The organism is Bordetella genomosp. 13, assembly GCF_002119665.1.
GTDB lineage: Bacteria > Pseudomonadota > Gammaproteobacteria > Burkholderiales > Burkholderiaceae_B > Bordetella.
Window position 1 is genome coordinate 145,713 of the sequence record NZ_CP021111.1, and the last position, 24,498, is coordinate 170,210.

At 66.9% G+C, this 24,498-nt stretch carries 22 protein-coding genes; 8 read left to right on the forward strand and 14 right to left on the reverse strand.

The window, feature by feature from the left end:
• Window positions 1-149: 149 nt before the first annotated feature.
• From CAL15_RS00640 to CAL15_RS00650, 3 genes are all read right to left on the reverse strand, one after another.
• Window positions 150-425 carry a type II toxin-antitoxin system VapB family antitoxin gene (locus CAL15_RS00640; protein WP_232468082.1) on the reverse strand — a complete coding sequence of 92 codons (276 nt, stop codon included), beginning with the start codon at window positions 423-425 and terminating at the stop codon, window positions 150-152.
• A 251-nt stretch (window positions 426-676) separates the two neighbouring features.
• Window positions 677-2,383 (reverse strand): 2-isopropylmalate synthase, encoded by a 1,707-nt coding sequence (gene leuA, locus CAL15_RS00645; RefSeq protein ID WP_086076854.1) that lies wholly within the window; start codon window positions 2,381-2,383, stop codon window positions 677-679.
• A 375-nt stretch (window positions 2,384-2,758) separates the two neighbouring features.
• Entirely contained in the window at window positions 2,759-3,382 is a 624-nt protein-coding gene (locus tag CAL15_RS00650) for a hypothetical protein (protein ID WP_086076855.1), read from the reverse strand.
• Window positions 3,383-3,398: 16 nt separating this feature from the next.
• Between CAL15_RS00650 and rpoN the strand changes: the two genes are divergently transcribed.
• Both rpoN and CAL15_RS00660 read left to right on the forward strand, forming a co-directional pair.
• Window positions 3,399-4,823, forward strand: coding sequence for an RNA polymerase factor sigma-54 (gene rpoN, locus CAL15_RS00655; protein ID WP_442857420.1), 1,425 nt, complete (start codon window positions 3,399-3,401; stop codon window positions 4,821-4,823).
• Between the two features lie 97 nt (window positions 4,824-4,920).
• Entirely contained in the window at window positions 4,921-5,193 is a 273-nt protein-coding gene (locus tag CAL15_RS00660; protein WP_232468083.1) for a (2Fe-2S)-binding protein, read from the forward strand.
• A 57-nt stretch (window positions 5,194-5,250) separates the two neighbouring features.
• Here CAL15_RS00660 and CAL15_RS00665 read toward each other — a convergent pair whose 3' ends face one another.
• A complete protein-coding gene (locus CAL15_RS00665; RefSeq protein WP_086080855.1) occupies window positions 5,251-6,138 on the reverse strand; it encodes a LysR family transcriptional regulator in 888 nt (295 codons plus the stop codon).
• 134 nt (window positions 6,139-6,272) lie between these two features.
• On the opposite strand from CAL15_RS00665, the gene CAL15_RS00670 reads away from it, so the two are divergent.
• Both CAL15_RS00670 and bfr read left to right on the forward strand, forming a co-directional pair.
• The gene (locus tag CAL15_RS00670; protein WP_086076858.1) at window positions 6,273-7,184 is read left to right on the forward strand and encodes a DMT family transporter; all 912 of its coding nucleotides are present in this window, start codon (window positions 6,273-6,275) and stop codon (window positions 7,182-7,184) included.
• Window positions 7,185-7,572: 388 nt separating this feature from the next.
• The gene (gene bfr, locus CAL15_RS00675; protein WP_086076859.1) at window positions 7,573-8,049 is read left to right on the forward strand and encodes a bacterioferritin; all 477 of its coding nucleotides are present in this window, start codon (window positions 7,573-7,575) and stop codon (window positions 8,047-8,049) included.
• A gap of 129 nt (window positions 8,050-8,178) precedes the next feature.
• Here bfr and CAL15_RS00680 read toward each other — a convergent pair whose 3' ends face one another.
• The 9 genes from CAL15_RS00680 to CAL15_RS00720 form a co-directional block, all read right to left on the reverse strand.
• Window positions 8,179-8,895: a hypothetical protein gene (locus CAL15_RS00680; RefSeq protein WP_086076860.1), complete on the reverse strand. Its 717-nt coding sequence runs from the start codon at window positions 8,893-8,895 to the stop codon at window positions 8,179-8,181.
• A 30-nt stretch (window positions 8,896-8,925) separates the two neighbouring features.
• Complete coding sequence (locus tag CAL15_RS00685) at window positions 8,926-10,533, reverse strand: peptide chain release factor 3 (RefSeq protein ID WP_086076861.1); 1,608 nt, start codon at window positions 10,531-10,533, stop codon at window positions 8,926-8,928.
• A gap of 77 nt (window positions 10,534-10,610) precedes the next feature.
• Entirely contained in the window at window positions 10,611-11,240 is a 630-nt protein-coding gene (locus tag CAL15_RS00690; protein ID WP_086076862.1) for a LysE family transporter, read from the reverse strand.
• A gap of 33 nt (window positions 11,241-11,273) precedes the next feature.
• Window positions 11,274-12,797 (reverse strand): DEAD/DEAH box helicase, encoded by a 1,524-nt coding sequence (locus CAL15_RS00695; protein ID WP_198299118.1) that lies wholly within the window; start codon window positions 12,795-12,797, stop codon window positions 11,274-11,276.
• Between the two features lie 272 nt (window positions 12,798-13,069).
• The gene (locus tag CAL15_RS00700; protein ID WP_086076863.1) at window positions 13,070-14,830 is read right to left on the reverse strand and encodes a dipeptide ABC transporter ATP-binding protein; all 1,761 of its coding nucleotides are present in this window, start codon (window positions 14,828-14,830) and stop codon (window positions 13,070-13,072) included.
• A 10-nt stretch (window positions 14,831-14,840) separates the two neighbouring features.
• The gene (locus CAL15_RS00705) at window positions 14,841-15,767 is read right to left on the reverse strand and encodes an ABC transporter permease (RefSeq protein ID WP_086076864.1); all 927 of its coding nucleotides are present in this window, start codon (window positions 15,765-15,767) and stop codon (window positions 14,841-14,843) included.
• A 13-nt stretch (window positions 15,768-15,780) separates the two neighbouring features.
• Window positions 15,781-16,752 (reverse strand): ABC transporter permease, encoded by a 972-nt coding sequence (locus tag CAL15_RS00710; protein ID WP_086076865.1) that lies wholly within the window; start codon window positions 16,750-16,752, stop codon window positions 15,781-15,783.
• Window positions 16,753-16,854: 102 nt separating this feature from the next.
• Window positions 16,855-18,459: an ABC transporter substrate-binding protein gene (locus CAL15_RS00715; protein WP_086076866.1), complete on the reverse strand. Its 1,605-nt coding sequence runs from the start codon at window positions 18,457-18,459 to the stop codon at window positions 16,855-16,857.
• Window positions 18,460-18,638: 179 nt separating this feature from the next.
• Complete coding sequence (locus CAL15_RS00720; protein WP_086076867.1) at window positions 18,639-20,036, reverse strand: GTPase/DUF3482 domain-containing protein; 1,398 nt, start codon at window positions 20,034-20,036, stop codon at window positions 18,639-18,641.
• Between the two features lie 466 nt (window positions 20,037-20,502).
• Here CAL15_RS00720 and CAL15_RS00725 point away from each other — a divergent pair, with 466 nt between their 5' ends.
• From CAL15_RS00725 to hemF, 4 genes are all read left to right on the forward strand, one after another.
• Complete coding sequence (locus CAL15_RS00725) at window positions 20,503-20,751, forward strand: DUF378 domain-containing protein (protein ID WP_086076868.1); 249 nt, start codon at window positions 20,503-20,505, stop codon at window positions 20,749-20,751.
• A 192-nt stretch (window positions 20,752-20,943) separates the two neighbouring features.
• Window positions 20,944-21,558: an OmpW/AlkL family protein gene (locus tag CAL15_RS00730; protein WP_086076869.1), complete on the forward strand. Its 615-nt coding sequence runs from the start codon at window positions 20,944-20,946 to the stop codon at window positions 21,556-21,558.
• An 11-nt stretch (window positions 21,559-21,569) separates the two neighbouring features.
• Window positions 21,570-22,634, forward strand: a complete 1,065-nt coding sequence (locus CAL15_RS00735; RefSeq protein WP_086076870.1) for a fatty acid desaturase — start codon at window positions 21,570-21,572, stop codon at window positions 22,632-22,634.
• Window positions 22,615-23,616: an oxygen-dependent coproporphyrinogen oxidase gene (gene hemF / locus CAL15_RS00740; protein WP_086076871.1), complete on the forward strand. Its 1,002-nt coding sequence runs from the start codon at window positions 22,615-22,617 to the stop codon at window positions 23,614-23,616. The genes CAL15_RS00735 and hemF overlap by 20 nt, the downstream gene beginning before the upstream one ends.
• A gap of 51 nt (window positions 23,617-23,667) precedes the next feature.
• On the opposite strand, the gene CAL15_RS00745 is transcribed toward hemF, so the two are convergent.
• Window positions 23,668-24,402, reverse strand: a complete 735-nt coding sequence (locus CAL15_RS00745; RefSeq protein ID WP_086076872.1) for a helix-turn-helix domain-containing protein — start codon at window positions 24,400-24,402, stop codon at window positions 23,668-23,670.
• Window positions 24,403-24,498: the final 96 nt, after the last annotated feature.

Consider the following 24,498-nt stretch of genomic DNA (forward strand, 5'->3'; position numbering starts at 1 on the left):
GGCTGCATGGTTCAACCGCTTGTCGCGGGTCCATAAGCGCGTACCAGGACGTAGAGCGACGGCGGTGAGCAAATGCAATGTCGCGCCTTTCCAGCAAGGTTCGCAAGTGAGCGTTCTTTCCTGCGAAATGATCGACCCAGATCGCGGAGTCAACGAGCATCATTGTCGCGCCTCGGTTGCCGCCACGCCTTGTCCGTCAGACCAGGGGCGACGCCATGAAGACGAGCCAGCTGCCGGGATGCTTCCAGTTCGATGAGATACTTCAGTGCACGGTCTACCAGTGCCGAGGCTTCATGGATTCCGGTGTAGGACCTCGCTTTTGCCGGAAGTTCGTTGTCAAGTGCCAGGGTGGTGGGCGTTCGGAATGCCTGCGGCCTGCTCCGCACCAGCCCGGTGTTCATGCCGTTTGCAATATCCACGTTCATGACGCTTTCTTCCATTCTGATGTCACTGTAAGCCTGCAGTCTGCATCAGCTTGGGAAGTGCAATGGCTTTCCTTCAACAAATCGGCCATGTCCGACGTCGCCAGGGACATCTTGGTCCTCATACCCACACGCATGTATGAAAAAACCCCCGACGTCGGACGCCTGTCCAACTGTCGGGGGTGTTCATGGCAATTGATGCCCGCTAGTCACCGAAGCGAGCGCTCCAGGGCAGATCGCCCCGGACGCGCCCGTCAGGCCGCCACGGCCTCGTCGGCATCCACCGTCTTGCCGGCGGCCAGGTGCCGGTTCACGGCGCTCAGCACCGCCCGGAACGACGCCGTCACGATGTCGCGGTCGATGCCCACGCCGAAGCCGGTGGGCGAATCGCCCACGCGCACCTCGACATAGCTGGCCGCGCGGGTGTCGGTGCCCGTGCCGATGGCGTGCTCGTGGTAGTCCATGATGCGCACCGGCACGTCCAGCGCCGCCACGAAGGCCGAGATCGCGCCGTCGCCGCTGCCGGTCACGGTGCGGCGTACACCTTCGTACTCGAGTTCGGCCGTGATGGTGAACTGCTTGCCTTCGCCGGCCGAAGGGTCGCCGTCGATGCGATGGCGGATCAGCGTCCACGGCGAGTGCTGTTGCAGGTATTCCTCGTTGAAGATGGTGTAGACGTCGGCCGCCGTGACTTCGCGCCCGGTCTCGTCGGTGACGCGCTGGATGGCGCGGCTGAATTCGATCTGCAGACGGCGCGGCAGTTCGAGGCCGTGTTCTTGTTCGAGCAGGTACGATACGCCGCCCTTGCCCGACTGGCTGTTGACGCGGATCACGGCGTCGTAGCTGCGGCCCAGGTCGGCCGGGTCGATGGGCAGATAGGGCACTTCCCAGACGGCGTCCGGGGCCTGCTGCGCGAAGCCCTTCTTGATGGCGTCCTGGTGCGAGCCTGAGAAGGCGGTGAACACGAGATCGCCAGCGTAGGGATGGCGCGGATGCACGGGCAATTGATTGCAGTACTCGGCACAGCGGCGCACCTCGTCGATGTCCGAGAAGTCCAGCCCAGGGTGCACGCCTTGCGTGTACAGGTTCAGCGCGAGCGTCACCAGGTCGACGTTGCCGGTGCGCTCGCCGCTGCCGAACAGGCAGCCCTCGATGCGGTCGGCTCCGGCCATGACGGCGAACTCGGCCGCCGCCACCGCGGTGCCGCGGTCATTGTGCGGATGCACGCTGAGCACGATGCTGTCGCGGCGCGCCAGGTTGCGGTGCATCCATTCGATCTGGTCGGCGTACAGGTTGGGCGTGGTGGCCTCGATGGTGGCCGGCAGGTTGAGCACGAGCTTCTTCTGCGGCGTGGCGTCCCATTCCTCGGCCACGGCGTTGGACACTTCCAGCGCGAACTCGGGCTCGGTGGTGCTGAAGACCTCCGGCGAGTACTCGTACAGCCACTGCGTTTCGGGGTGCTGGGCCATGTACTTCTTGACCAGGCGCGTGCCGGTGACCGCGATGTTGCGGATCTCGTCCTTGCTCATGTTGAAGACGATCTTGCGGAACGCGGGCGCGCAGGCGTTGTACAGGTGCACCATGGCGCGCTTGGCGCCCGCGGCCGATTCCACCGTGCGGCTGATGAGGTCTTCGCGCGCCTGGGTCAGCACGATGATGGTGACGTCATCGGGAATGCGGCGCTCTTCGATCAGCTTGCGCACGAAATCGAAGTCGGTCTGCGAGGCCGACGGAAAGCCCACCTCGATTTCCTTGAAACCGATCTTCACCAGCTGGTCGAAGAACCGCAGCTTGCGTTCCACGCTCATCGGCTCGATCAGCGCCTGGTTGCCGTCGCGCAGATCGGTGCTCATCCAGATCGGCGGAGCGGTGATGCGGCGGCTGGGCCAAGTGCGGTCGGCGAAGTCCTGGGCGAACGGGCGGAAGGGAACGTATTTGGCGGCGGGGTTGGCGAGCATCATCGGTACACCTCGGTAACTGGGAATCCGGAGGCCACCGGCCGCAGCGCGTACGCGCATTCGGCGGCGGCGGCCTGTTTGCAGGCTTCAGGCCAGGATAGTGGCCGGATTCGGTTTCAAATCGGAGAAAGCGGAAGGAGGACGCGTGGCGAGCGTACGGTCCGGGGACCCAGGCTGCCGAGCTACCACGGACCCTAGGCCCGGCAACCGATCGGTAGGTGTAGCGATAGCGCTAGTAGAAGCGCGCCGCGGGCAGCGGACGGGCGCAAGCCGGCCACCGAGGCGTCGGAGCGCTCGGTAGCGATTGCGTAGGAGGTGCAAAAGGCGACCATAACCCGTAGTCAAACATATTTTGCGCCGAGGCGCAATTGCGGCGGCCTAGCGGAACGGCCCGATGGTGGGCTCGGCATGGCGCTGGCCGGCCGTCGCGGCAGGGGCTGCGGGCACGGCGGTGGGCCGCGTGGGCACCGGTGCCTGTTCGTCGAGGACAGCGGACTGCTCGCGCACCAGCGCGATCTTGCCGATGCGGTTGTGGCGCAGTTCCTGGTGCGTGCGCTGCAGGTCGCCGATGGTGAAGGGTTCGTCGCGGTCGGCCCACACCCAGCGCAGCACGTCGATGGACTCGTCGGACAGCGAGGCGCGCAGGCTGGCCAGGGTGTTGACGTCCAGCGGGCGGGCGCGCGCCGAGGCCATGTTGGCATACAGCCACGAGCGCACCAGGAAGAACACGATGATCGACCAGATGATCACCACGCCCCACCAGAAATACGGATTGATGCGCGAGAGCAGGTCGATTGTCTGCTGGCCCAGGGCCTGCATGCCGTCGAACCGGATGGAGCGGCCCACGTCCTGCAGTTTCGACGCCACCAGCAGCCAGATGATGATGGCGGCAACGATGACCAGGGCCCGGACGACCAGCCGGGGGGCCGCAAGTTTCACCAGGGTTTGTCCGACGATGCGGCTGTCTTGGCGAATGCGTTCGGGCGAAGTGGGATTCATCATGCAAAATATTGTACCTATGACTCGTCCTGCTTTAGAACTTCGTCCCGGCCAGCACCTCACGCTGACCCCGCAGCTGCAACAGTCGATCCGGCTGCTGCAGCTGTCATCGCTGGAGCTCGAAGCCGAGATTTCGCAGGCGCTGTCCGAGAACCCCCTGCTCGAGCGCGACGAGGATCCGGCACAGGCCGACAACGCCGATCCGCAGCGCGAGGCATCGGTCGACAACGACGACAGCGCGCCCGATACCGAGTCGCGACTGGAAGAGATGCCCGGCTCGGGGGGCGTCTATCCCGACGAAGATGGCGAAACCCAGCAGACCGCGCACACGGACACCTTGCGCGAGCACCTGTTGGGCCAGCTGATCCTCACGCGTGCCGCGCCGCGCGATGCGGCCCTGGCGGCGCTGCTGATCGACGAGCTGGACGAGAACGGTTATCTGGGCTCGCCGCTGGACGAAATCCTGACCTGGCTGCCAGCCGAGCTCGAGGTCGACCTGGACGAACTGCGCGCGGCGCTTACCCTGCTGCAGTCGTTCGACCCATCGGGGGTGGGCGCGCGTGACACCGCGGACTGCCTGCTGCTGCAGCTGCGCCATCCCGATCCGGCTCGCCTGCCCGAGGCGGGGCAGCCGGGCGTGCTGGCGGTGGCCCGGCAGATCTGCGCGAATCACCTGCCGCTGCTGGCCAGCGGCAATCCGGCGCGCCTGCGCGAGGCGCTGCATTGCGACGACGCCACGCTGCGGGCGGCGCACGCGCTCATCCAGCGGCTCGATCCGCGGCCCGGCCGCGCCTGGACGGTGCCCGCGGCCGATTATGCGATTCCGGACGTCATCGTCCGCAAGACGCGGCAAGGCTGGCAGGCCGTGCTGAACAGCGCGGTGGTGCCGCGTCTGCATATCAACGGCCTGTACGCGCAGATGCTGGGCAACCAGCGCGAGTCCAGCCATGCGGGGCTGCAGGCGCAGCTGCAGCAGGCGCGCTGGATGATCCGCAACGTCGAACAGCGCTTCGACACCATCCTGCGGGTGTCGCAGGCCATCGTGGCGCGGCAGTCGGCCTTCTTCAGCCAGGGGCCCGCGGCCATGCGGCCGCTCATCCTGAAAGACATCGCGGGCGAGCTCGGCCTGCACGAATCCACCATTTCGCGCGCCACCACGCAGAAGTACATGCTTACCCCCTATGGCACGCTGGAGCTGAAGCGCTTCTTCGGCACCGGGGTCGCCACGGACAGCGGCGACTCGGCGTCGGCCACGGCCGTGCAGGAACACATCCGCCAGATGGTGGCGGGCGAGAACCGCGCCAAGCCTTTGTCCGACAGCCAGATCATGCAGCGCCTGGCGGATCAGGGCATCGTCATCGCGCGACGCACCGTGGCCAAGTATCGCGAGGCGTTGCGCATCGCGCCGGCGGCCGTGCGCAAGGCGCACGCGGCGGTGCGGTAAGGCATCTGCGCTGCGTCAGGCCGAGGGGAATAAATACTGAGGCGCGTTCGCAACGCGGCACTTGCACTCCCCCGAACAATTGACGATAATTGTTCTCATGTACGTTTGTATCTGCAACGCTGTCACCGAACGCCAAGTCCGCGCCTGCGTAGACGCGGGCGCCACGTCGCTCGGCGATCTGCAATTCGAACTGGGTGTGGCCTCGTGCTGCGGCTGCTGCGCCGACACGGCGGCCGAATATCTGCCGGGCGGACGCTGCTCCACCGTCTGCGACGTCCGTTCGATTGCCGTTCCGGTGAACATGCCCGCGGTCCGGGTCGACAACGACCAGCCCGCCGCCAATACCCCCGCGGTCACCCGCGCCGCCTGATCCCTTCCAGGCGCGTCCGCATAGTGCTGCCGCCGCGGCAGCCTTTCCTGTTGTCGCTCAATCCGCCATGGCGTGGCCAGGGGACTCGACGTCCGCCGGCCTTGCCTGCGCCGCCTCGGCGCAGAATTCCCGCATTCGCAGCGCTAGGTCGCGCGCCGCCCCCGACGCGGTGGGGTTGAGGCACAACGCCAGTTCGCTGGGGGCCGGGCGCGGCAGCAGGTCGTCGCAGGTGCGCATGGCCGGCGTCAGGCAGCGGCGATCCATCAGCGCAATGCCCAGCCCGCCTTCCAGCGCCGCCTGCAGGCCGCCGATGTTGGGGCTTTCGTATGCGATGCGCCAGCGCCGCCCGGCGCTTTCCAGGGCGTGAATGGCGCGATTGCGATACATGCAGCCCTGCGGAAAGGCCACCAGCGGTACGGGGTCGGGCAGCGTCGTCGCCCAATCGTGGCGGCATAGCCAGTTCAGGCGTTCCGGCCAGGCGTCCACGCAGTCGCCGGCGCCGGGTTCACGCTTGAACAAGGCGATGTCCAGTTCGCCGCGCGCCAGGCTGCGCGCCAGCACGGCGCTCAGGTCCGCGCGCATGGTCACGCGAACGGCGGGATGGGCCCGCGCGAAGCGGGCCACCAGGCGCGTGATGCTTTCCACCGCGAAATCGTCCGGCACGCCGACTCTTACCATCTCCACGCCCTGCGCACCGCTGACGGCCTCGCGGATCTCGGTGGACAGCGCCAGCATGCGGCGGGCATAGCCCAGCAGCCGCTCGCCGTCTTCGGTCAGCCGGACCTGACGGCCTTCCCGCACGAACAGTTCGCAGCCCAGCGCCGATTCGAGTTTGCGGATCTGCTGGCTGACCGTGGATTGCGTGCGATGGACGCGTTCTCCCGCACGAGTGAAGCCGCCCGCGTCGACGACGGAAACGAAGCTATGGAGGAGATCCAGGTCCATGATGGCGGCCAATCCAGTGGAATTTCGAATACTTTTGATCCGAATAAAGAATTTGTCAATGGATGATGGCCTCGCCGAGAATGCTGCGTGCGCCGACGTTTCGGCGATCGAGTTCCTGAATCGGTATCGCAGCCATGAAATCGTCGTTGGCCTTGCCCGCAGCCGCCGCAACCCCGACCACCGCGGGATCCACTCCTTGGGGTTCGATCGCACTGTTCTGCGTGCTGTGGAGTTCGGCGTTCGCGGCGGCCAAGATCGCCTTGCGGGACTGTCCGCCCCTGACTCTGCTGACCGTGCGGTTTCTCATCGCCGGCGTGCTGATGCTGGGCATGGCGGCGGTCACGGGCGGGCTGCGCCGCATCCCGCCGCGCGAACTGCTGTGCCTGGCGGGCCTGGGCGTGCTGAACAACGCGATGTACCTGGGTTTCAGCTGGACCGGCATGGAGACGGTGTCGTCCGCGTTCACCTCGGTGCTGGTCAGCACGAACCCGCTGCTGATCGGCCTGCTGGCCGGGCCGGTGCTGGGCGAGCGGCTGGGTTGGCGCAAGTTGGCGGGGCTGTGCCTGGGGCTGCTGGGCGTGGTGCTGGTGCTGCGGTCGCGGCTCACGGGCATGCAGGAAGACTTGCAAGGCACGCTTTACGTAGCCATCGGGTTGCTGGGGCTGGTGGCGGGCACGCTTGCCTACAAGCGGCTCAAGCCTCGCGCCAGCCTGTGGAGTGCGACGGGGGTACAGGCACTGGCCGGTTCGCTGGCCCTGATGCCCTTTGCGCTGCACTACGAATCGATCGAGCAGGTGCGCCTGACCGCCAGCCTGTTCGGCAGCGTGGCATACAGCATCGTGCTGGTATCGATGGGCTGCTATGCCCTGTGGTTCTCGATTCTCAACCGCACCAGCGCCACCTCGGCCAGCGCCCTGCACTTCCTCATGCCGCCGCTGGGTTTGCTGTTCGGCTGGGCCGTGCTGGGCGAGGCCGTCTCCTGGCTCGACATGGTCGGCATCGTCCCCATCGCATTGGGCATCTGGCTCGCCACGCGCAACGCCTGAGGGGCGAACGCATCAGGCCGTGCGTCTGCTTTACGGGGCATCGTCCCGTATTGTTGCAACAGGCCAACGACGCCGCCATCGCGTTGTTCGCGACGCTTGCGGTGCGACGCCACCGACCATCGCGATTCGCAACCCTGTCTTTCTCGACACGAACCGGCCGGGCCGCGGCTCGCCAGCCCGCATGGCGGCGTGCCGCAACGTGCGGGCTGTCGCGCATGCATACTCATTCTCATTCGATTCACGCTTTCGCATTGCACTAGCAAAGCCGTTTACCAAATGCACGCAAAGGGTAGTCGCGTCAATACGGCAAGTGTTAGTCTGCGGTCATTCGCATGACGCCCAGCGCGGCATGTCTACGGGCATCGCGTGAATGAAATAGGAGTTCATCATGAAAGGCGACAAGACAGTCATCCAGTTCCTGAACAAGCAGCTGACCAACGAACTGACTGCCATCAACCAGTACTTCCTGCATGCGCGCATGCTGAATCATTGGGGCTTGAACAAGCTGGGCAAGCACGAATACGAAGAATCCATCGGCGAGATGAAGCACGCCGACCGCCTGATCGAACGCATCTTCATGCTCGACGGCCTGCCTAATCTGCAAGACCTGCACAAGCTGCTGATCGGCGAGGACGTGCCCGAGCTGCTGGCCTGTGATCTGAAGCTGGAACAGGCGGCCCAGGCCACCGTGAAGGACGCGATCGCCCACTGCGAATCGGTGCGCGACTACGTCTCGCGCGACCTGTTCCAGGACATCCTGGACGACACCGAAGAACACATCGATTATCTGGAAACCCAGATCGGACTCATCGATCAGGTCGGCCTGCAGAACTACCTGCAAAGCCAGATGGAAGTCGAGGGCTGACCGGTCCGTGGCCGCGGCGCGCGCTTCGCGTCGCACGCGCGGCTTTCGCAAAAAGAACAGGGGCGCATTTCTGCGCCCCTGTTCTTTTGCCCCGATCGCGACGAGACTGATGGCTTCGATGTGATGCGTCTAGGGCCGCTGCGGGCACTCGGCGATGGCGCCCCATGCGCGGTTGGGGGCGCAGTACTTGTTGCGGGCGTTCCACGAGCAGGTGGGCCGCTCGAAGAAGCCACGGTCGGCGCACTGCGCCAGTTCGCGCCGCAGCGCGTCCTGCCAGTTGCCGGGGTTGTTCTGCGGCGGCGCGGGCTGCGCTTGCGGGGCCTGCGCCATGGTGACCGGCGGACCCTGGCCCACGAGAGGCTGCTGGTTCATCGACACGCCCGGCGCAGGGCGGATCGGCGTGGCGGTGGGCTGCACGCCCGTGCCCTGGCTGCCCAGCGACTGCAGGTCGAGGGTGGTGACATCCGATCCGCCGCTGGGCAGCGGCACGTCGGAATTGGCGGCCAGCTGCTGCGCCTCGTCCATGGTGACGTTGGTGCGCGAGATCTGCACGGACGGATCCGTGACCGTCTCGAAAAGCGACACCGTGGGGATGGTCCATTCGGAGCCGGTGGGCTTCTCGGGCACACCCAGCGTGCCGTCTACGCGCGGCTGCGGAGGCTGCGCGACGTACGGGCGGCCATTGGCATCGAGCACCGGCTGCTGCGAGGCCGCGCCTTCTTCCTGGCCGGGGGCGGGGCTGGCCTGCGGGGCATGCGCCACCAGCCAGTCACCCAATTGGATGCCTCCCCAGGCGGCCGCGCCGACCGCCAGCAGAAGCGTTGCGAACAATACACGCCACGACATTGCTAACCTCTTGCGCCTGCCCTGGGCAGGCTAGACCTTGTCTGCGAAGACCTTGCCGCCATGCTCGCGCATGGCGTGAAATTTGACATTTGGATACAGCTCCTCGGCTACGCGCAATTGGGCAGGAGAGCCGATCAGGAAGGCCACCGCGTCCACCACATCATAGGCGATATGGGCAGCATTGGCATCCATGAACTTGCGCAGCGCCTTGGGGTCGTCCGACGTGATCCAGCGCGCCATGGTGTAGCGCGAAGGCATCATGCGGGCGTCCACGCCGTACTCCGTTTTCAGGCGATGCGCCACCACCTCGAATTGCAGTTGCCCCACCGCACCCAGCAGCAGCGCCCCGCCGGCCGCCTCGGGCCGGAACACCTGGATGGCGCCCTCTTCGCCCAATTGGGTAAGGCCGACGCGCAGCTGCTTGGTACGCAATGGATCTTTGACCTCTACCGCCTGAAAGAGTTCGGGCGCGAAGAACGGCAGGCCGGTGAAGCGCAGCGATTCGCCTTCGGTGAGCACGTCGCCCAGCTGCAGCACGCCGTGGTTCGGAATGCCGATGACGTCGCCGGCATAGGCCTCGTCGAGCAGTTCGCGGCGTTGCGACAGGAATGACACCACGTTGTTCGGGCGCATTTCCTTGTTGGTGCGGGCCACCTTCAGGCGCATGCCGCGCTCGAACCGGCCCGAGCTGACGCGCACGAAGGCCACGCGGTCGCGGTGCGCCGGGTCCATGTTGGCCTGCACCTTGAACACCACGCCGGTGAACTTGGGCTCTTCGGGCTGCACCACGCGCTCCATGGCCTGGCGGGCGCCGGGGGGCGGGGCCTGGTCGACCAGCGCGTCCAGCACTTCCTGCACGCCGAAGTTGTTGATGGCCGAGCCGAAGAACACCGGCGTCTGCTTGCCGGCCAGGAAGGCGTCGCGGTCGAAGGCGGGGGCCGCCTCGTTGATCAGGTCGATTTCGCCGCTGGCCTGTTCGAAGGCGGCGCCGAAGCGCTGGGCGATCTCGGGATTCTTCAGGCCTGCGATGATGTCGTCGTCATCCGAGCGGCGCTCCTGGCCCGGACGGAACAGGCGCATGCGGTCGCGGCGGATGTCGAACACGCCGCCGAACGCCTTGCCCATGCCCACCGGCCACGAAAAAGGCACGGCGTCCATGCCCAGGTGCGACTCGATCTCGGCCAGCAGGTCCAGCGGCTCGCGCACCTCGCGGTCCATCTTGTTGATGAACGTGATGATGGGCGTGTTGCGCGCACGGCAGACCTGCAGCAGGCGGATGGTCTGCGGCTCGACGCCGTTGGCCGCGTCGATGACCATGAGGGCCGCGTCCACCGCCGTGAGCACGCGGTAGGTGTCTTCGGAGAAATCCTGGTGGCCCGGGGTGTCGAGCAGGTTGATGACGCAGTCGCGGTACTCCATCTGCATCACCGACGAGGCCACCGAGATGCCGCGCTGCTTCTCGATCTCCATCCAGTCGGACGAGGCGTGGCGCGAGGCCTTGCGGGCCTTGACGCTGCCGGCGATCTGGATGGCGCCCGCGAACAGCAGCAGCTTCTCGGTCAGCGTGGTCTTGCCGGCGTCGGGGTGGGAGATGATGGCGAAGGTGCGTCGCCGCGCGACTTCTTGGGAGATGTTCATGGTGCGGGGATTTTACAGACGGCGTCCGGAGGCGCCGCGTCCAGCATGCCGGGCCGCCGAAGGGCGGCCGGGCGTGGTCAGCCGTGGCGCCGGAACGTGGCCAGGAACACGCCTGCCAGGATGAACAGGGAACCGAACACGCGGTTCATCCAGCGTATGTGGCGGGCGTCGCGCAGCAGGCGCAGCACCTTGGCGGCCAGCAGCGTATACAGGCCCATCGCCACCAGGTCGGTGAAGGCCAGCGTGCCGGCCAGCGCCGCGTACTGCATCGTGAGCGGTTGCGAAGGGTCGATGAACTGCGGCACCACGGCCAGCAGGAATACCGTGCCCTTCGGATTGACTACATTAATCAGCATGCCGCGCACGACAAGCTCGCGGATCGACGCCTTGCCGGGATCGCCGTTGTCCACGGCCACCGGGGCGGCATCGGTGCGGATCTGGCGCACGCCCAGGTAGACCAGGTAAGCCACGCCCAGGTACTTGACGATGGTGAAGGCCGTTTCGGAGGCGGCAAGCACCGCGCCCAGGCCCACGCCCACGATCACGAACTGCAGCAGGATGCCCATGATGAGCCCCGCCGTGTTCCAGTAGCCGCGAGCGAATCCGTACTTCAGGCCCGACGACATGGCCGAGATGGCGCCCGCGCCGGGCGAGAACGAGATGGCCCAGGCGGCCACGAAGAACGTCAACCAGGTGGAGAGTTGCATGGCGGATGCGGTGGCGTGGATCGGACGAGCAGTTTACTTGCCCAGCAGCACGCCGCCACGCGGGTTGCCGCCCGCAGGACGCGGCGCGCCGCTGCGCTGCGGGGCGCCCTCGGTGCGATGCGCCGTCTGCGGACGGCCGGCATCCCGACGGTCGCCTCCCGCCGGCTGGCGGTCGCCGTTGCGTGGTTGCGCGGCGCGCGCGGGCTGCTGCGCCGGGCGGCCCTGGCCGGCGCCCTGGCCTGCGCCATGACCGCGTGCGGCATTGCCCTGGCCGGGACGGCCGCCGTTGCCGCCGCGGCCCGCCGCGCCCTGGCCCGGTCGGCCGTCGGAACGCTGCGGGCGGCGGCCGCCGCGCGGACGGTCGTCGTCGTCGCGCTCGTCCTCGCGTTCGTCCGCGGCGCTGCGCGCCGGGGGCGTCCAGCCCGTGACGGGCTTGCGCTCGATAGTCTTGCTGATCAGGCGTTCGATGGCCTTCAGCAGCTTGATCTCGCTGTCGTCCACCAGCGAGATCGCCGCGCCCGTGGCGCCGGCACGGCCGGTGCGGCCGATGCGGTGCACGTAGTCCTCGGGCACGTTGGGCAGTTCGAAGTTGATGACCAGCGGCAGCTGATCGATGTCCAGGCCGCGCGCGGCGATGTCGGTGGCCACGAGCACGGCGACGCTGCCATCCTTGAAGCCCGACAGCGCGCGGGTGCGGGCCGACTGGCTCTTGTTGCCGTGGATGGCGGCGGCCGACAGGCCGTCCTTGACCAGCTTCTCGGCCAGGCGGTTGGCGCCGTGCTTGGTGCGCGTGAACACCAGCACCTGATGCCAGCCGTTCTCGCGGATCAGGTGGCTGACCAGGTCGCGCTTGTGCGATTGGGCGACCAGGTGCATGGTCTGCGTGACCAGTTCGGTGGCGGTGTTGCGCGGCGTGACCGAGACTTCGCCCGGGTCGTGCAGCACGCCACGCGCCAGCGTACGGATCTCGTCCGAGAACGTGGCCGAGAACAGCAGGTTCTGGCGCTGCTTCGGCAACAGCGCCAAGACTTTGCGGATGTCGCGGATGAAGCCCATGTCCAGCATGCGGTCGGCTTCGTCCAGTACCAGGATCTCGACGCCGGACAGGTCGATGGTCTTCTGGCCGGCGTGGTCCAGCAGGCGGCCGGGCGTGGCCACCAGGATGTCCAGCGGCCTCTTCAGCGCCGTGATCTGCGGGTTGATGTTGACGCCGCCGAACATCACCATGGCCGACAGGCCGGTGTACTTGCCGTAGGTCTGCACCGACTCGGCCACCTGCGCGGTCAGTTCGCGCGTGGGGGTCAGGATCAGGCAGCGGGGGCGACCGGGCTTCTTCAGCGCGGGCTTGGTCTGCGACAGGCGTTGCAGGATGGGCAGCGTGAATCCGGCGGTCTTGCCCGTGCCGGTCTGCGCGGCGGCCAGCAGGTCGCCGCCCTTGAGCACTTGCGGAATGGCCTGAGCCTGGATGGGAGTGGGCGCGGTGTAGCCGGTTTCGGCGATGGCGCGCAACAGCGTGTCGACCAGTCCGAGGTCGGCAAAGGAAACAGTGGTATTCAAGACTACTCCAGCGGCAAGCCTGTCGCTCAGTTGAGAGACACCAATCCAGGCATGCAAGTGAGGAGAAAGGGGCCGGTACTGCCGGTTATCGGAGCGGTTGGCCCGGCGCGAGGCGGCGATGGCGCCTGCAGCGGCGTGCTGATTGGGGATGCACGCCGCGCATTGTAGCTGATCCAAAGGGAGTAGACCGCAATGCCGGCAGACACATGGGAATGTGGCGCCGGCGCCGGCCGCAGTGCGACGGCGAATATCTCGACCGCAGCGTAGGCAGTCTAGCGGGCGTACCGCGCCATTGCGGTTGCCGACTCGATCTCCAAACCCTCCCTCGACATCGCCTGCAACCTTGGCATCAATCCCAGCAGATGCTGCGTGTACTCGTGCCGGGGCGTGCGGAACAGCGTCTCGGTATCCGCCACCTCCAGCAGTTGTCCGTGCCGCATCACGCCGACGCGGTCGCACATCTGGCGGATCACGGGCAGGTCGTGGCTGATGAACAGCATGGTCAGGCGCAACTGCTCCTGCAAGTCTTTCAGCAGGTTCAGGATCTGCGCCTGGATGGACACGTCCAGCGCCGAAGTGGGTTCGTCGCAGATCAAAAAGCGCGGACGCGTGGCCAGCGCGCGGGCGATGCAGATGCGCTGCCGCTGCCCGCCCGAGAACTCGTGCGGATAGCGCTGCGCGGCCTGGGCGCCCAGGCCCACCACGTCGAGCAGGTCGGCCACGATGCGGCGGGCCTGCTCTTCGTTGTCGGCCAGCCGGTGGAAGCGGATGGGCTCGGCCACGATGTCCAGCACGCGCATGCGCGGATTGACCGATGAATACGGGTCCTGGAACACCATCTGTATCTGGCGGCGGAAGGGATTTAGCGCCTTTTCGTTGCCGCGCATGGCGGTAAGGTCGGTGCCGGCGAACGTGACCGAGCCCGAGCTGGGCGTGTACAGGCCCGCGATCAGCCGCGCCACGGTGGACTTGCCCGATCCCGATTCGCCCACCAGGCCGAAGACCTCGCCTTCGGCGATGGACAGGTCCACCTGCTTCACCGCATCCAGCGTGCGCCGGTTGCGCTTGAAAAACGCGTTGCGCAGCACGAACTGCATGCCCAGGCCCCGCGCCTGCACCAGGGGACCGCCGCGGCCTGCGCCTGCGAAATCGCGGCGCTGCCCCAGCCAGTGCGTGGCGACGTCCATCGGCGCGACGGGCGTGCGCACGTCTTCGATGTACGTGACCAGCGGAAAGCGCCGCAGCTTCACGTCGGGTCTCGGCACCGCCGAGATCAGGCTGCGCGTATAGGGATGGTCGGGGTCGCCCAGGATCTTCTTCGTGGGGCCCTGCTCGACCAGCCGGCCGCGATACAGCACGGCCACGCGGTCGGTCACGTCGGCGATCACGCCCATGTCGTGCGTGATGATGATCATCCCGACGCGCTTTTCTTTGCACAGCCTGCGCAGCAGGTCCAGGATCTGGGCCTGGATGGACACGTCCAGCGCCGTGGTGGGCTCGTCGGCGATGATGACTTCGGGTTCGCAGCACAGCGCCAGCGCGATCACCACGCGCTGCCGCATGCCGCCCGAGAACTGGTGCGGATACTGCTTCACGCGCAGCTCGGGTTCGTCGATGCCCACCTGCTTCAGCAAGTCGACGGCGCGGCGCCGTCCCTCGGCCTGTGATACGTGCAGGTGCACCTGCATGGTCTCGACCAACTGGCTTTCCACCGTCTGCAGCGGGTCGAGCGAGGTCAGCGGATCCTGGAAGATCATGCCGATGCGGCGGCCGCGCACCTTGCGCTGCTCGTGCGGCGGCAGCGTGTCGATGCGTCGCCCTTCAAGCCGCACCTCGCCGCCGGCCAGGCGTCCGGGCGCCTCGAGCAGGCCGATGACGGCGTTGCCGATGGTGGACTTGCCGGCGCCGGATTCGCCCACCACGCCCAGTATCTCGCCCGGGTCCAGCGACAGCGAGACGCCGTCGACGGCGACCTGGTTGCCCCGGCGGCTGGGGAACTCGATGCGGATGGCGTCGATGTCTAGCAGGGCCATGGCGTCGTCCTCAGCGCAGCTTGGGGTTGAGCGCGTCGCGCAGCCAGTCGCCCAGCAGGTTCACCGACAGCACAAGCGCCACCAGCGCGATGCCGGGGAAGATCGAGATCCACCACATGCCCGAGAACAGGTAGCTGTTGCCGATGCGGATCAAGGTGCCCAGCGAAGGCGCGGTGGGCGGCACGCCCACGCCCAGGAAGGACAGCGTGGCTTCGGTGATGATGGCCACGGCCAGGTGGATGGTGGCGATGACCAGCACGGGGCCCAGCACATTGGGCAGGATGTGGCGGCGCAGGATGGTGATGGGCCCGATGCCGATCAGCCTGGCGGCCTGCACGTATTCCTTGTTGCGCTCCACCAGCGTAGAGCCGCGCACCGTGCGCGCGTACTGCACCCATCCCGAGATGCCGATGGCGAAGATCAGCACGTACATGGCCAGCTGGTCGTGCAGGTCGCGCGGTAGCAGGCCGCGCGCCACGCCGTCGATCAGCAGCGCGATCAGGATGGCCGGAAACGACAGCTGCACGTCGGCGATGCGCATGATGATGCTGTCCACGCGGCCGCCCGCGTAACCGCTGATCAGCCCCAGCGACACGCCCAGCACCATCGAGAACAGCACCGAGCAGACGCCCACGGTGAGCGACACGCGCGCGCCGTACAGGATGGCCGACAGTACGTCGCGTCCCTGGTCGTCGGTGCCCAGCAGGAAGTCGGCGTTGCCTTCCGGACTCCAGGATGGCGGCGTGTTGGCGTCCATGATGCTGAGCGAGGCCAGGTCGAAGGGATTGTGCGGCGCGATCACCGGGGCCAGCACGGCGCCCGCCACGATGATCAGGGTGACGAGAGCCGACACCATGGCCCCGGGCGAGCGTTTGAAGCTGTGCCACAGATCGCTGTCGGCGGCGCGGGTGAACAGCAGGTTCAGGCGGGCATGCATCGCGCGTCCTTGGTTATCTGCTTTGCACGCGCAGTCGCGGGTCGACGGCAAAGTACAGCAGGTCTACGACGAGGTTGATCACGACGAAGAAGAATGCGATCAGCACCAGATAGGCGGCCATCACGGGGATGTCGACGGCGCTGATGGCCTGGATGAACAGCAAACCCATGCCCGGCCACTGGAACACCGTCTCGGTGATGATGGAGAAGGCAATGATGGAGCCCAGCTGCAGGCCCGTGATGGTGATGACGGGCACCATGGTGTTCTTCAGCGCATGACGGAAATTGATGAGCCGCTCGGGCAGGCCCCGCGCGCGGGCGAACTTGATGAAGTCGGTGCGCAGCACCTCGAGCATCTCGGCACGCACCAGGCGCATGATCAGCGTCATCTGGAACAGCGCCAGCGTGATGGCCGGCATGATCAGCGCGGCCAGCCCTGACGGCGTGAGCAGGCCGGTGCTCCAGCCGCCCAGCGAAATGACCTCGCCGCGGCCGAAGCTGGGCAGCCAGCGCAGCTGCACGCCGAACACCAGGATGAGCAGGATGCCGATGAGGAAGGTGGGCAGCGAGATGCCCGCCAGCGACAGCGCCATGAAGCTCTTGGCCACCACGCCGCGGCGGCGCAGCGCGGTGTAGATGCCCATGGGAATGCCGAAGGCCAGCGCCATCAGCGCGGACACGAAGGACAGCTCGAGCGTGGCGGGCAGGCGTTCTTCGATCAGGCTGCTCACCGGTCGCCGTTGCCGGTACGACACGCCAAAGTCGCCCTTCAGCGCATCACCGACGAAACGCGCGAACTGCACCGGGAACGGGTCGTTCAGGCCCAGGTCGGCGCGGAGCTGCGCGCGCTGCGCTTCGGTGGTGTCCTGTCCCACCATGCCGGCGACGGGGTCGCCCACGTAGCGGAACATCGAGAAGGCGATCAGCGCGACCACCAGCATGACGATCAGCGACTGCAAAAGTCGTCGCGCGATGAAGGAAAGCATATGCGGTTGGCCTGTGGGCCGCCCGAAGCCGATGTGTCGGCAGAGGGAGCTTGGTTGTAAAGGTGCGCGCGGGCGGGGCGGACGGCCGCCCCTGGCCCCACGTTACGGCATCACGACGTTGCGCAGGTCGAGCACGTCGTCGGCGCGCTGGATGACCTGGATGTTGTCCTTCACGCCCCAGGACATGGGTTGCTGGTGCAGCGGCAGGTAGCCGTAATCCTTGCGCACGATCTCGAAGGCCTGCTTGATCATCTCGTTGCGCTTGGCCTGGTCGGTTTCGGTGCCGACCTTGGTGGTCAGCTCGTCGACCTGCTTGTTGCAGTAGCCGCCCAGGTTGAACTGGCCGCTTGCCGTCTTCGCGTCGCGGCACGCCGCCAGGTTCAGCAGCGCATTGTGCGCGTCGGTCGAGCTGGGGGTCCAGCCCAGCATGTACATGCTGGTTTCGTTGCCGGCCTGCAGCAGCACCTTGGCGAAGTACTTGGACTTGCTCTGGGCCAGCAGGTTGATCTTGATGCCCACGCGCGCCAGCATGCCGGCCACCGCCTGGCAGACTTTCTCGTCGTTGACGTAGCGGTCGTTGGGGCAGTCCAGCGTGACCGTGAAGCCATTGGGGTAACCGGCCTCGGCCAGCAGCTTCTTGGCGCGCTCGGGATCGGGCTTGTAAGGGGCCCCGTACGAATCGGCGTAGCCGTTGATGGCCGTGGCCACCAGCGAGCCCAGCGGCTTGGCCGCGTTGCGCATGATCTTGGCGTTGATGGCGTTGGTGTCGACCGCCAGCACCACCGCCTCGCGCACCTTGGGATCCTTGAAGGGATTCTTGCCCTTGACGTCGGAGTACAGCAGTTCATCGCGCGCCTGGTCCATGCCGATGAAGATGGCGCGGGCCTCGGGAGCGGTAAGCGGCTTCACGCCCGGCGCGTCTTCCAGGCGCTGCCAGTCCTGCACGGGCACGGGCTGCACGATGTCCATCTCGCCCGAGATGAGGGCGGCCACGCGCGTGGCTTCCTGCGAAATGGGCTGGAAGATGACTTCGTCGACATTGGTCTTGACCTTCTTGTCCCAGTAGTCGGGGAAGCGCTTGAGGACCGTCTTCACGTCGGGCTGGCGCTCGGCCACCATGAAGGGGCCGGTGCCGTTGGCGTGCAGGTTCGCGTAGTTGCCCTGGCCGCCCTTCACATTGGTGGCCTCGGTGGTGTTGTTCTTCTCGGACCATGACTTGCTCATGATGTAGAGGAACGACCACTCGCGCGGCAGGATGGGGTTCGGGGTGGGCGTGGTGACTTCGACAGTGAAATCGTCGATCTTCTTCACGTCGCTGGCCTTGGCGCCGTAGCCCTTCATGTCCGAGCCCGGCGTCAGGCTGCGCTTCCACGAGAAGATGACGTCTTCGGCAGTGAAGGCCGAGCCATCATGGAACTTGACGCCCTTGCGCAGCTTGAAGATCCACTTGGTGGGCTCGGGGTTTTCCCAGCTTTCGGCCAGCACCGGCACCAGCTTCAGGTTGCCGTCGTAGCCGGCCAGCGTTTCATAGATGTTGCCCTGGAAGCCCAGCGTGAAGGTCTCGTTCAGGGCCATCGGATCGAGCGACGTGGCGTCGCCCTGGTAGGCCCAGCGCAGCGTCTTGGCGCTGGCGACGTCGGCGGCCGATATCGCGGCCGCGAAGGCCAGTGCACATGCCGACAGTTTGAAGGCGGGTGTGATGCGCATAGCCCTTTGCTCCGTTCGATGCGCGCGGCGGCGCGACAGAAGTGACAGGGCCCCGAGCCCCGATCGCGTTCATCAGGCCGGGGCATGACGTATCAAGGATTTCCGGCGGGCCGGGGTGGGGCCGCGCCGACGCACGTCGCATCTTACGTTTAAGCGTCAACGATTTTGGATTGGGGTTATCACTCGGTTGGCGCGCCGGTCTCCATGCCCTGCGCCAGGCGTTGGGCCAGTTCGGCCACCTTCTGCTTGCGGCGATCGTCGTCGTCGTGATGCGCGTTCAGCGCCGACCACGCCGGCCGGCTGCGCGCCTCGGCCAGCGCGTCCGGCAGCGGCGCCTTGCGCCATGCGTCGTCCGCCGGCTGGTCCAGGCGCAGCGGCTCGCGCGCCGCATGCCCGCGGCGCTCGAGCGCCTGGATCAATTGACGCTGCCGCAGCGCCAGCAGCCGCAGCACGGCGTCGTCGACGCTGAGTTCACGATGGCCGCGCAGGCGGCCGGCGATGCGTTGGCCCAGTTGGCCCACGCCCTGCCAAAGCCCGCCCGCGGCGGCGCCTATAAGCATGCCGGCGCCGAAGCTCAGGCCGCCCACCGCCAGATCGACGGCGCCGCCGGCCATGGCGCCGGCCGCCGCGCCCATGCCCAGTCGCACCCCCATGTCCTTCAAGGCATGGGGATGGAAAAGGTCCATGTTCCACCGCTCGCCCGACAGGGGCAGCGCGTCCGAGGCATAGTCGCCCGGCCGGAAGTTGTACAGCGCCAGCAGCGCCTGCGCCGCGGCCTGCTCGCGCAGCCTTACCTGTTCGCGCAGCGTTTCCGTGGCCGCGGCCAATGCGTCCGCATCGTTCGCCACCGTCAGCCGCAGCGCGGCGGCGTCGATCAACAGATCCGCCGCCACGCGGCACGCGTCGATGCGGCGCTGCGAGCGTTGCTGGCCCAGTGCGTCGGCGATGCGCTCCAGCGTCGCGGAATGGCTGTGCAGCAGCATGCCCAGTCGTCCGTACAGGCGCTGTTCGCCGTCCAGCGGCGGCGCCACCGTGTCGAACTCGAGCACCGCGTGCAGACCCAACCGCGCCATGGCGTCGCGCCAGGCCTGCGCGCGATGCGCGGGCGCCTGCACGAAGTTCAGCACCGGCAGCAGCGGCCGTCCGCATGCGGCCAGCAGCGACAGCTCGTCGCGGTGCTTGCCTAGCACGGGATCGCGCGCATCGATGACGTACAGCGCCGCATCGCAGTCCAGCAGCTTGGCCAGCACGCGCGCCTCTTGTTCGAAGCGGCCGCGGGCCTCGGGCGAATCCAGCAGCCGGCGCACGCGCGCAGGGCCGTCCAGGCGCGCGCCGGGTTCATCCAGGCGGTCAAGGTACTCGAGCAGCGCGATGCTGTCTTCCATGCCGGGCGTGTCGTACCACTCGACGATCGCATCGTGGCCGGCAGCCAGGCGCACGCCCTCGACATGCCGCGTGGTGCCGGGCGCATCGGCCACCTGCCCGAAAGAGGGATCGCGGGTGAGCGTGCGCAGCAGTGATGTCTTGCCGGTGTTGGTATGGCCGACCACGGCGATCTTCAACGGCGCTTCAGCCATGCCGAGTCTCCCGCGCCGCACGCGGGCGTGCCGGTGGAAAGCTGGTCTTTCGCAGGGCGGCGCAGGGGCGCCGAGGGAATGGTGGCTGCATCCTCGACGAGAGAGTAGTCATGAAGAAGACCATCAATGAAGAAGACCAACAGAATAGCTTGAGCCGTTGCAGCCGTCGTGCTGACTATCGTCGCGGGCACGGCACTTGCGAACGCCAGGGTCGTAGCGGCGGGCTTCCAGGCAGTTGCAGAAGTCGTTCAGCGGCCATGCAGCCATACTTCCGGATTCGTCGGTGATGGCGTTGCTCGCCAGCGACACGCGTTTACCCCTAGTGCCACCCGGCAGCCTGCCGGCAGCGCCGTCTTATAGGCTTGCCAGCTTGGCGCGTTTGGGGGCAAGTTAGTCTGGCGCAGACAGTGGCTGGCAATGCAGGTCCCACCGCGCAGCCGCTTGAGCGCCGTCAAGGAGAGCCACGATGACAACCGCAAACACCAACGGCTTGGGTGTGCGCACCCGCAGCACGTTCAACACGCTCGATTGGATCGCCATGGTGCTGCTGATTGTGGGCGGCTTGAACTGGGGCCTGGTGGGCCTGTTCAGCTTTGATCTGGTGGCTGCGATCTTCGGCCCGATGTCGCCGGTCAGCCGCATCGTCTACGTGCTGGTCGGCCTGGCCGCGCTTTACGCGATCTACATGGCAAGCCGGTTCGGCAGGATGCGATAGCCGCGGTTCTTGCGCGGGGCGCAGATCAGCGCGTCCACTCGCTGGTAGTCGGCCGGCGTCAAGTCGTCGGGCGTGCAGGCGTCGCGCCGCGCGCGGTTCGAGCGCGGGCGTGCCGGTGAAATTTTGATCTTTCGCAAGGCGGCACAGGGGCGCCGATGGAATGATGGCTACATCCTCAACGAGAGAGTAGTCATGAAGAAGAACATCAGAATAATTTGTGCTCTTGCAGCCGTCGCGTTGACTTCTGCCGCCGGCACGGCCGCAGCGGCGGGCGGCGACGTCCTGGTCCGCGTGCGCGCCCTGCACGTCACGCCGGACGTATCCACCAACGATACCTTGTCGTCGCTGGACGTGGGCGTGAAGCAGTCCACCGTGCCCGAGCTCGACCTGACCTACATGTTCACCGATCACATCGGCGCCGAACTGATCCTGGGCACCACGCGCAATCGCGTCACGTCGGCCGCCGGCAACCTGGGCAAGGTCAGCCTGCTGCCGCCCACGCTGACGGTGCAGTATCACTTCAATCCCAACGGCCGCTATCGGCCCTATGCCGGCGCGGGCATCAACTACACGATGTTCTACGACAACAGCCTGTCGGCCGGCGGCCAGGACATCCGCATCGACCGTCACAGCTTCGGCCCTGCGCTGCAGCTGGGCATGGACATCGGGCTGGACGACAACTGGTTCTTCAACGTCGACGTGAAGAAGCTGTGGATCCGTACGGACGCTACGCTGGCCGGCACGAAGCTGGGCACGCTGAAGATCGATCCGTGGATCTTCGGCGTGGGCGTGGGCCGCCGCTTCTGAGGTCTCGCGTCATGATGCCTCCTCGCGAGCCCATCGCGTCCGATGCGCCGCTGCCGCACCGCAAGGTGGTGCGCGCCTGGGTGGCGCCCATGGCGGTGCGCACGTACGTGCGCCCGGTGCTTCTGCTGCTGCTGGACTATGTGCTGCTGGCCGTGGCGCTTGCCGCAGCGGTGCTGGCCGACAGCCTGCTGCTGAAGGTCGCGGGCGGCGTCGCGGCCGGCCTGATCACCGGGCGCCTGTTCATCATCGGCCACGATGCCTGCCATCAGAGCCTGACGCCGTCGCGCCGGCTGAACCGGTGGCTGGGGCGCATCGCCTTCCTGCCGTCGCTCACGCCGTACAGCCTGTGGGAAGTGGGCCACAACGTGGTGCACCACGGCTACACCAACCTGAAGGGCTTCGACTTCATCTGGGCGCCGATGACGCTGGAGGAATTCCGCGCGCTGTCCGGGCCTCGTCGGTGGATGGAGCGGATCTATCGCAGCGGCTGGGGCGCGGGCCTGTATTACATGATCGAGATCTGGTGGTACCGGATGTTCTTCCCCGGCAAGGCCGCCATGCCGACGCGTCGCCGCGTGTTCACGCTGGATTGCCTGTTGATCTCGGCTTATGGCGCGGCCGTGACAGGCGCGCTGTGGTGGGCCGCGGTGGCCACGCAGCAGTCCGTCGCGCTCGTGCTGGCCGTCGGCGCGCTGCTGCCCTTTCTCGTGTGGTGCACGTTGATGGGTCTCGTGGTGTACGCCCATCACACCCATGTGCGCGTGCACTGGTATGACGACCAGATGGCCTGGGCCCAGGCACAGCCGTTCATCTCCACCACCGTGCATCTGACGTTTCCATGGCGCCTGGGCGCGCTGCTGCATCACATCATGGAGCACACGGCGCATCACGTGGACATGAGCATTCCCCTGTACCGCCTCGCCGCGGCGCAGCGCAGCCTCGAAGGCATGCTGCCGGGCCGCATCATCATCCAGCCCTTTTCGTGGCGCTGGTACCGGGACACCGCCCGGCGCTGCAAGCTGTACGACTTCCGTACTCACCAATGGACCGACTTCCATGGCATACCCACGACCTGAACAGGCCCGCCGCGCGCCGGGCCGGCGGCTGCCGCCGCCTTCCATCGCCGCGGACGAATCCATCGACGTGCTGGCCGTGCGCCGCTATCTGGTCGAGCTGCAGCAGCGCATCGTCGCCGCCTTGTCCGAGTTCGACGGCCACCGGTTCCAGGTGGACGAATGGGCGCGTCCGGGCGGTGAAGCGCTGCGCGGCCAGGGACGGTCGTGCGTGATCGAGGACGGCGGCTTCTTCGAACGCGGCGGAGTCAATTTTTCGCACGTGCAGGGCGACTCGCTGCCGGCATCCGCCAGCGCGGGACGCCCGCACCTTGCCGGCCGCGCGTTCGAGGCGCTGGGCGTGTCCCTGGTGCTGCATCCGCGCAATCCGTACTGCCCGACCGTGCACATGAATGTGCGCCTGTTCTGCGCGAAGTCCGAAGGCCACGCGCCGGTCTGGTGGTTCGGCGGCGGCATGGACCTGACGCCGCATTATGGCTTCGAGGACGACGCACGGCATTTCCATCGAGTCTGCCGCGATGCGCTGGCGCCGTTCGGGTCCGACCTGTACCGCAGCTTCAAGCTGTGGTGCGACGACTACTTCTATCTGCCCCATCGCGGCGAGCCGCGCGGCATCGGCGGCATCTTCTTCGACGATTTCTGCGAATTCGGCTTCGAAGGCGATTTCGCGCTGCTGCGCAGCGTGGGCGATGCGTTCCTGGATGCCTACCTGCCCATCGTCCGGCTGCGCCGTGACATTCCCTATGGCGAGCGCGAGCGCGACTTCCAGGCCTATCGCCGCGGCCGCTACGTCGAGTTCAATCTGGTGCTGGACCGCGGCACGCTGTTCGGTCTGCAAAGCGGCGGCCGTACCGAGTCCATCCTTATGTCGATGCCGCCGCGCGCCGATTGGCGCTACGCCTGGCAGCCCAAGTCCGGCTCGGCCGAGGCGCGTCTGTATGCCGACTTCCTGGTGCGGCGCGATTGGCTGGCCGGGACCGTCTGAGCGCGGCCTGTGGAATGCGCCCGCGGGACTCGCGGGCGCGGCGACGCAAGGTCAGATGCGCTGCAGCCTGCCGGCATCCAGGATGCGGATCAGCTTGCCGCGCACGTCGATGAGGCGGTCTTCCTGGAAGCGCGACAGCATGCGGCTGACGGTCTCCAGCTTCATGCCCAGGTAGCTGCCGATTTCCTCGCGCGACATGCGCAGCTTGAACTCGGTGTCGGCATGGCGCCGGGCCCGCAGCCGCTGCGACAGGTTCAGCAGGAAGGCCGAGACGCGCTCTTCGGCGCGCATGCTGCCCAGCAGGGCCATCAGCTGCGAGGCCTGAACGATCTCGCCGCTCATCACCCGGTGCAGGTGGCGCTGCATGGCGCGAACCTCGCCGCACAGGCGTTCGAGCCTGCCGTACGGGATGATGCAGACCACGCCGTCTTCCAGCGCGACCGCGTCGGCGGTGTGCTCTCCGGCATGGATGCCCTCCAGACCCAGCGGCTCGCCGGCGATCTGGAAGCCCGTGACCTGTTCGCGGCCGTCGCGCAGCGTGATCACCGTCTTGAAGGCGCCCGCCTTGATTGCGTACAGATTGCGGAACGCGTCGCCGCGCCGGTACAGCGTGTCTCCGCGCGAGACCTTGCGCGAGGCGCAGATCAGGGCGTCCACACGCTGGTAGTCGGCCGGCGTCAGGTCGTCGGGCATGCAGACGTCGCGCAGCGCGCAGTTCGAGCATGAGACGTGGTCGGCCGTCCGTGGGATGGCGGTGGTGGACGCGGCGATGGGAATGGTAAGCATGGCGGGCCTGATGGGGCGTTGAATGTGCGCCCATCGTATGTCCGCCCACCCGCCGGGATATTGATTTTGCTCAATGCCGCCCGATTTTTCTCCGGG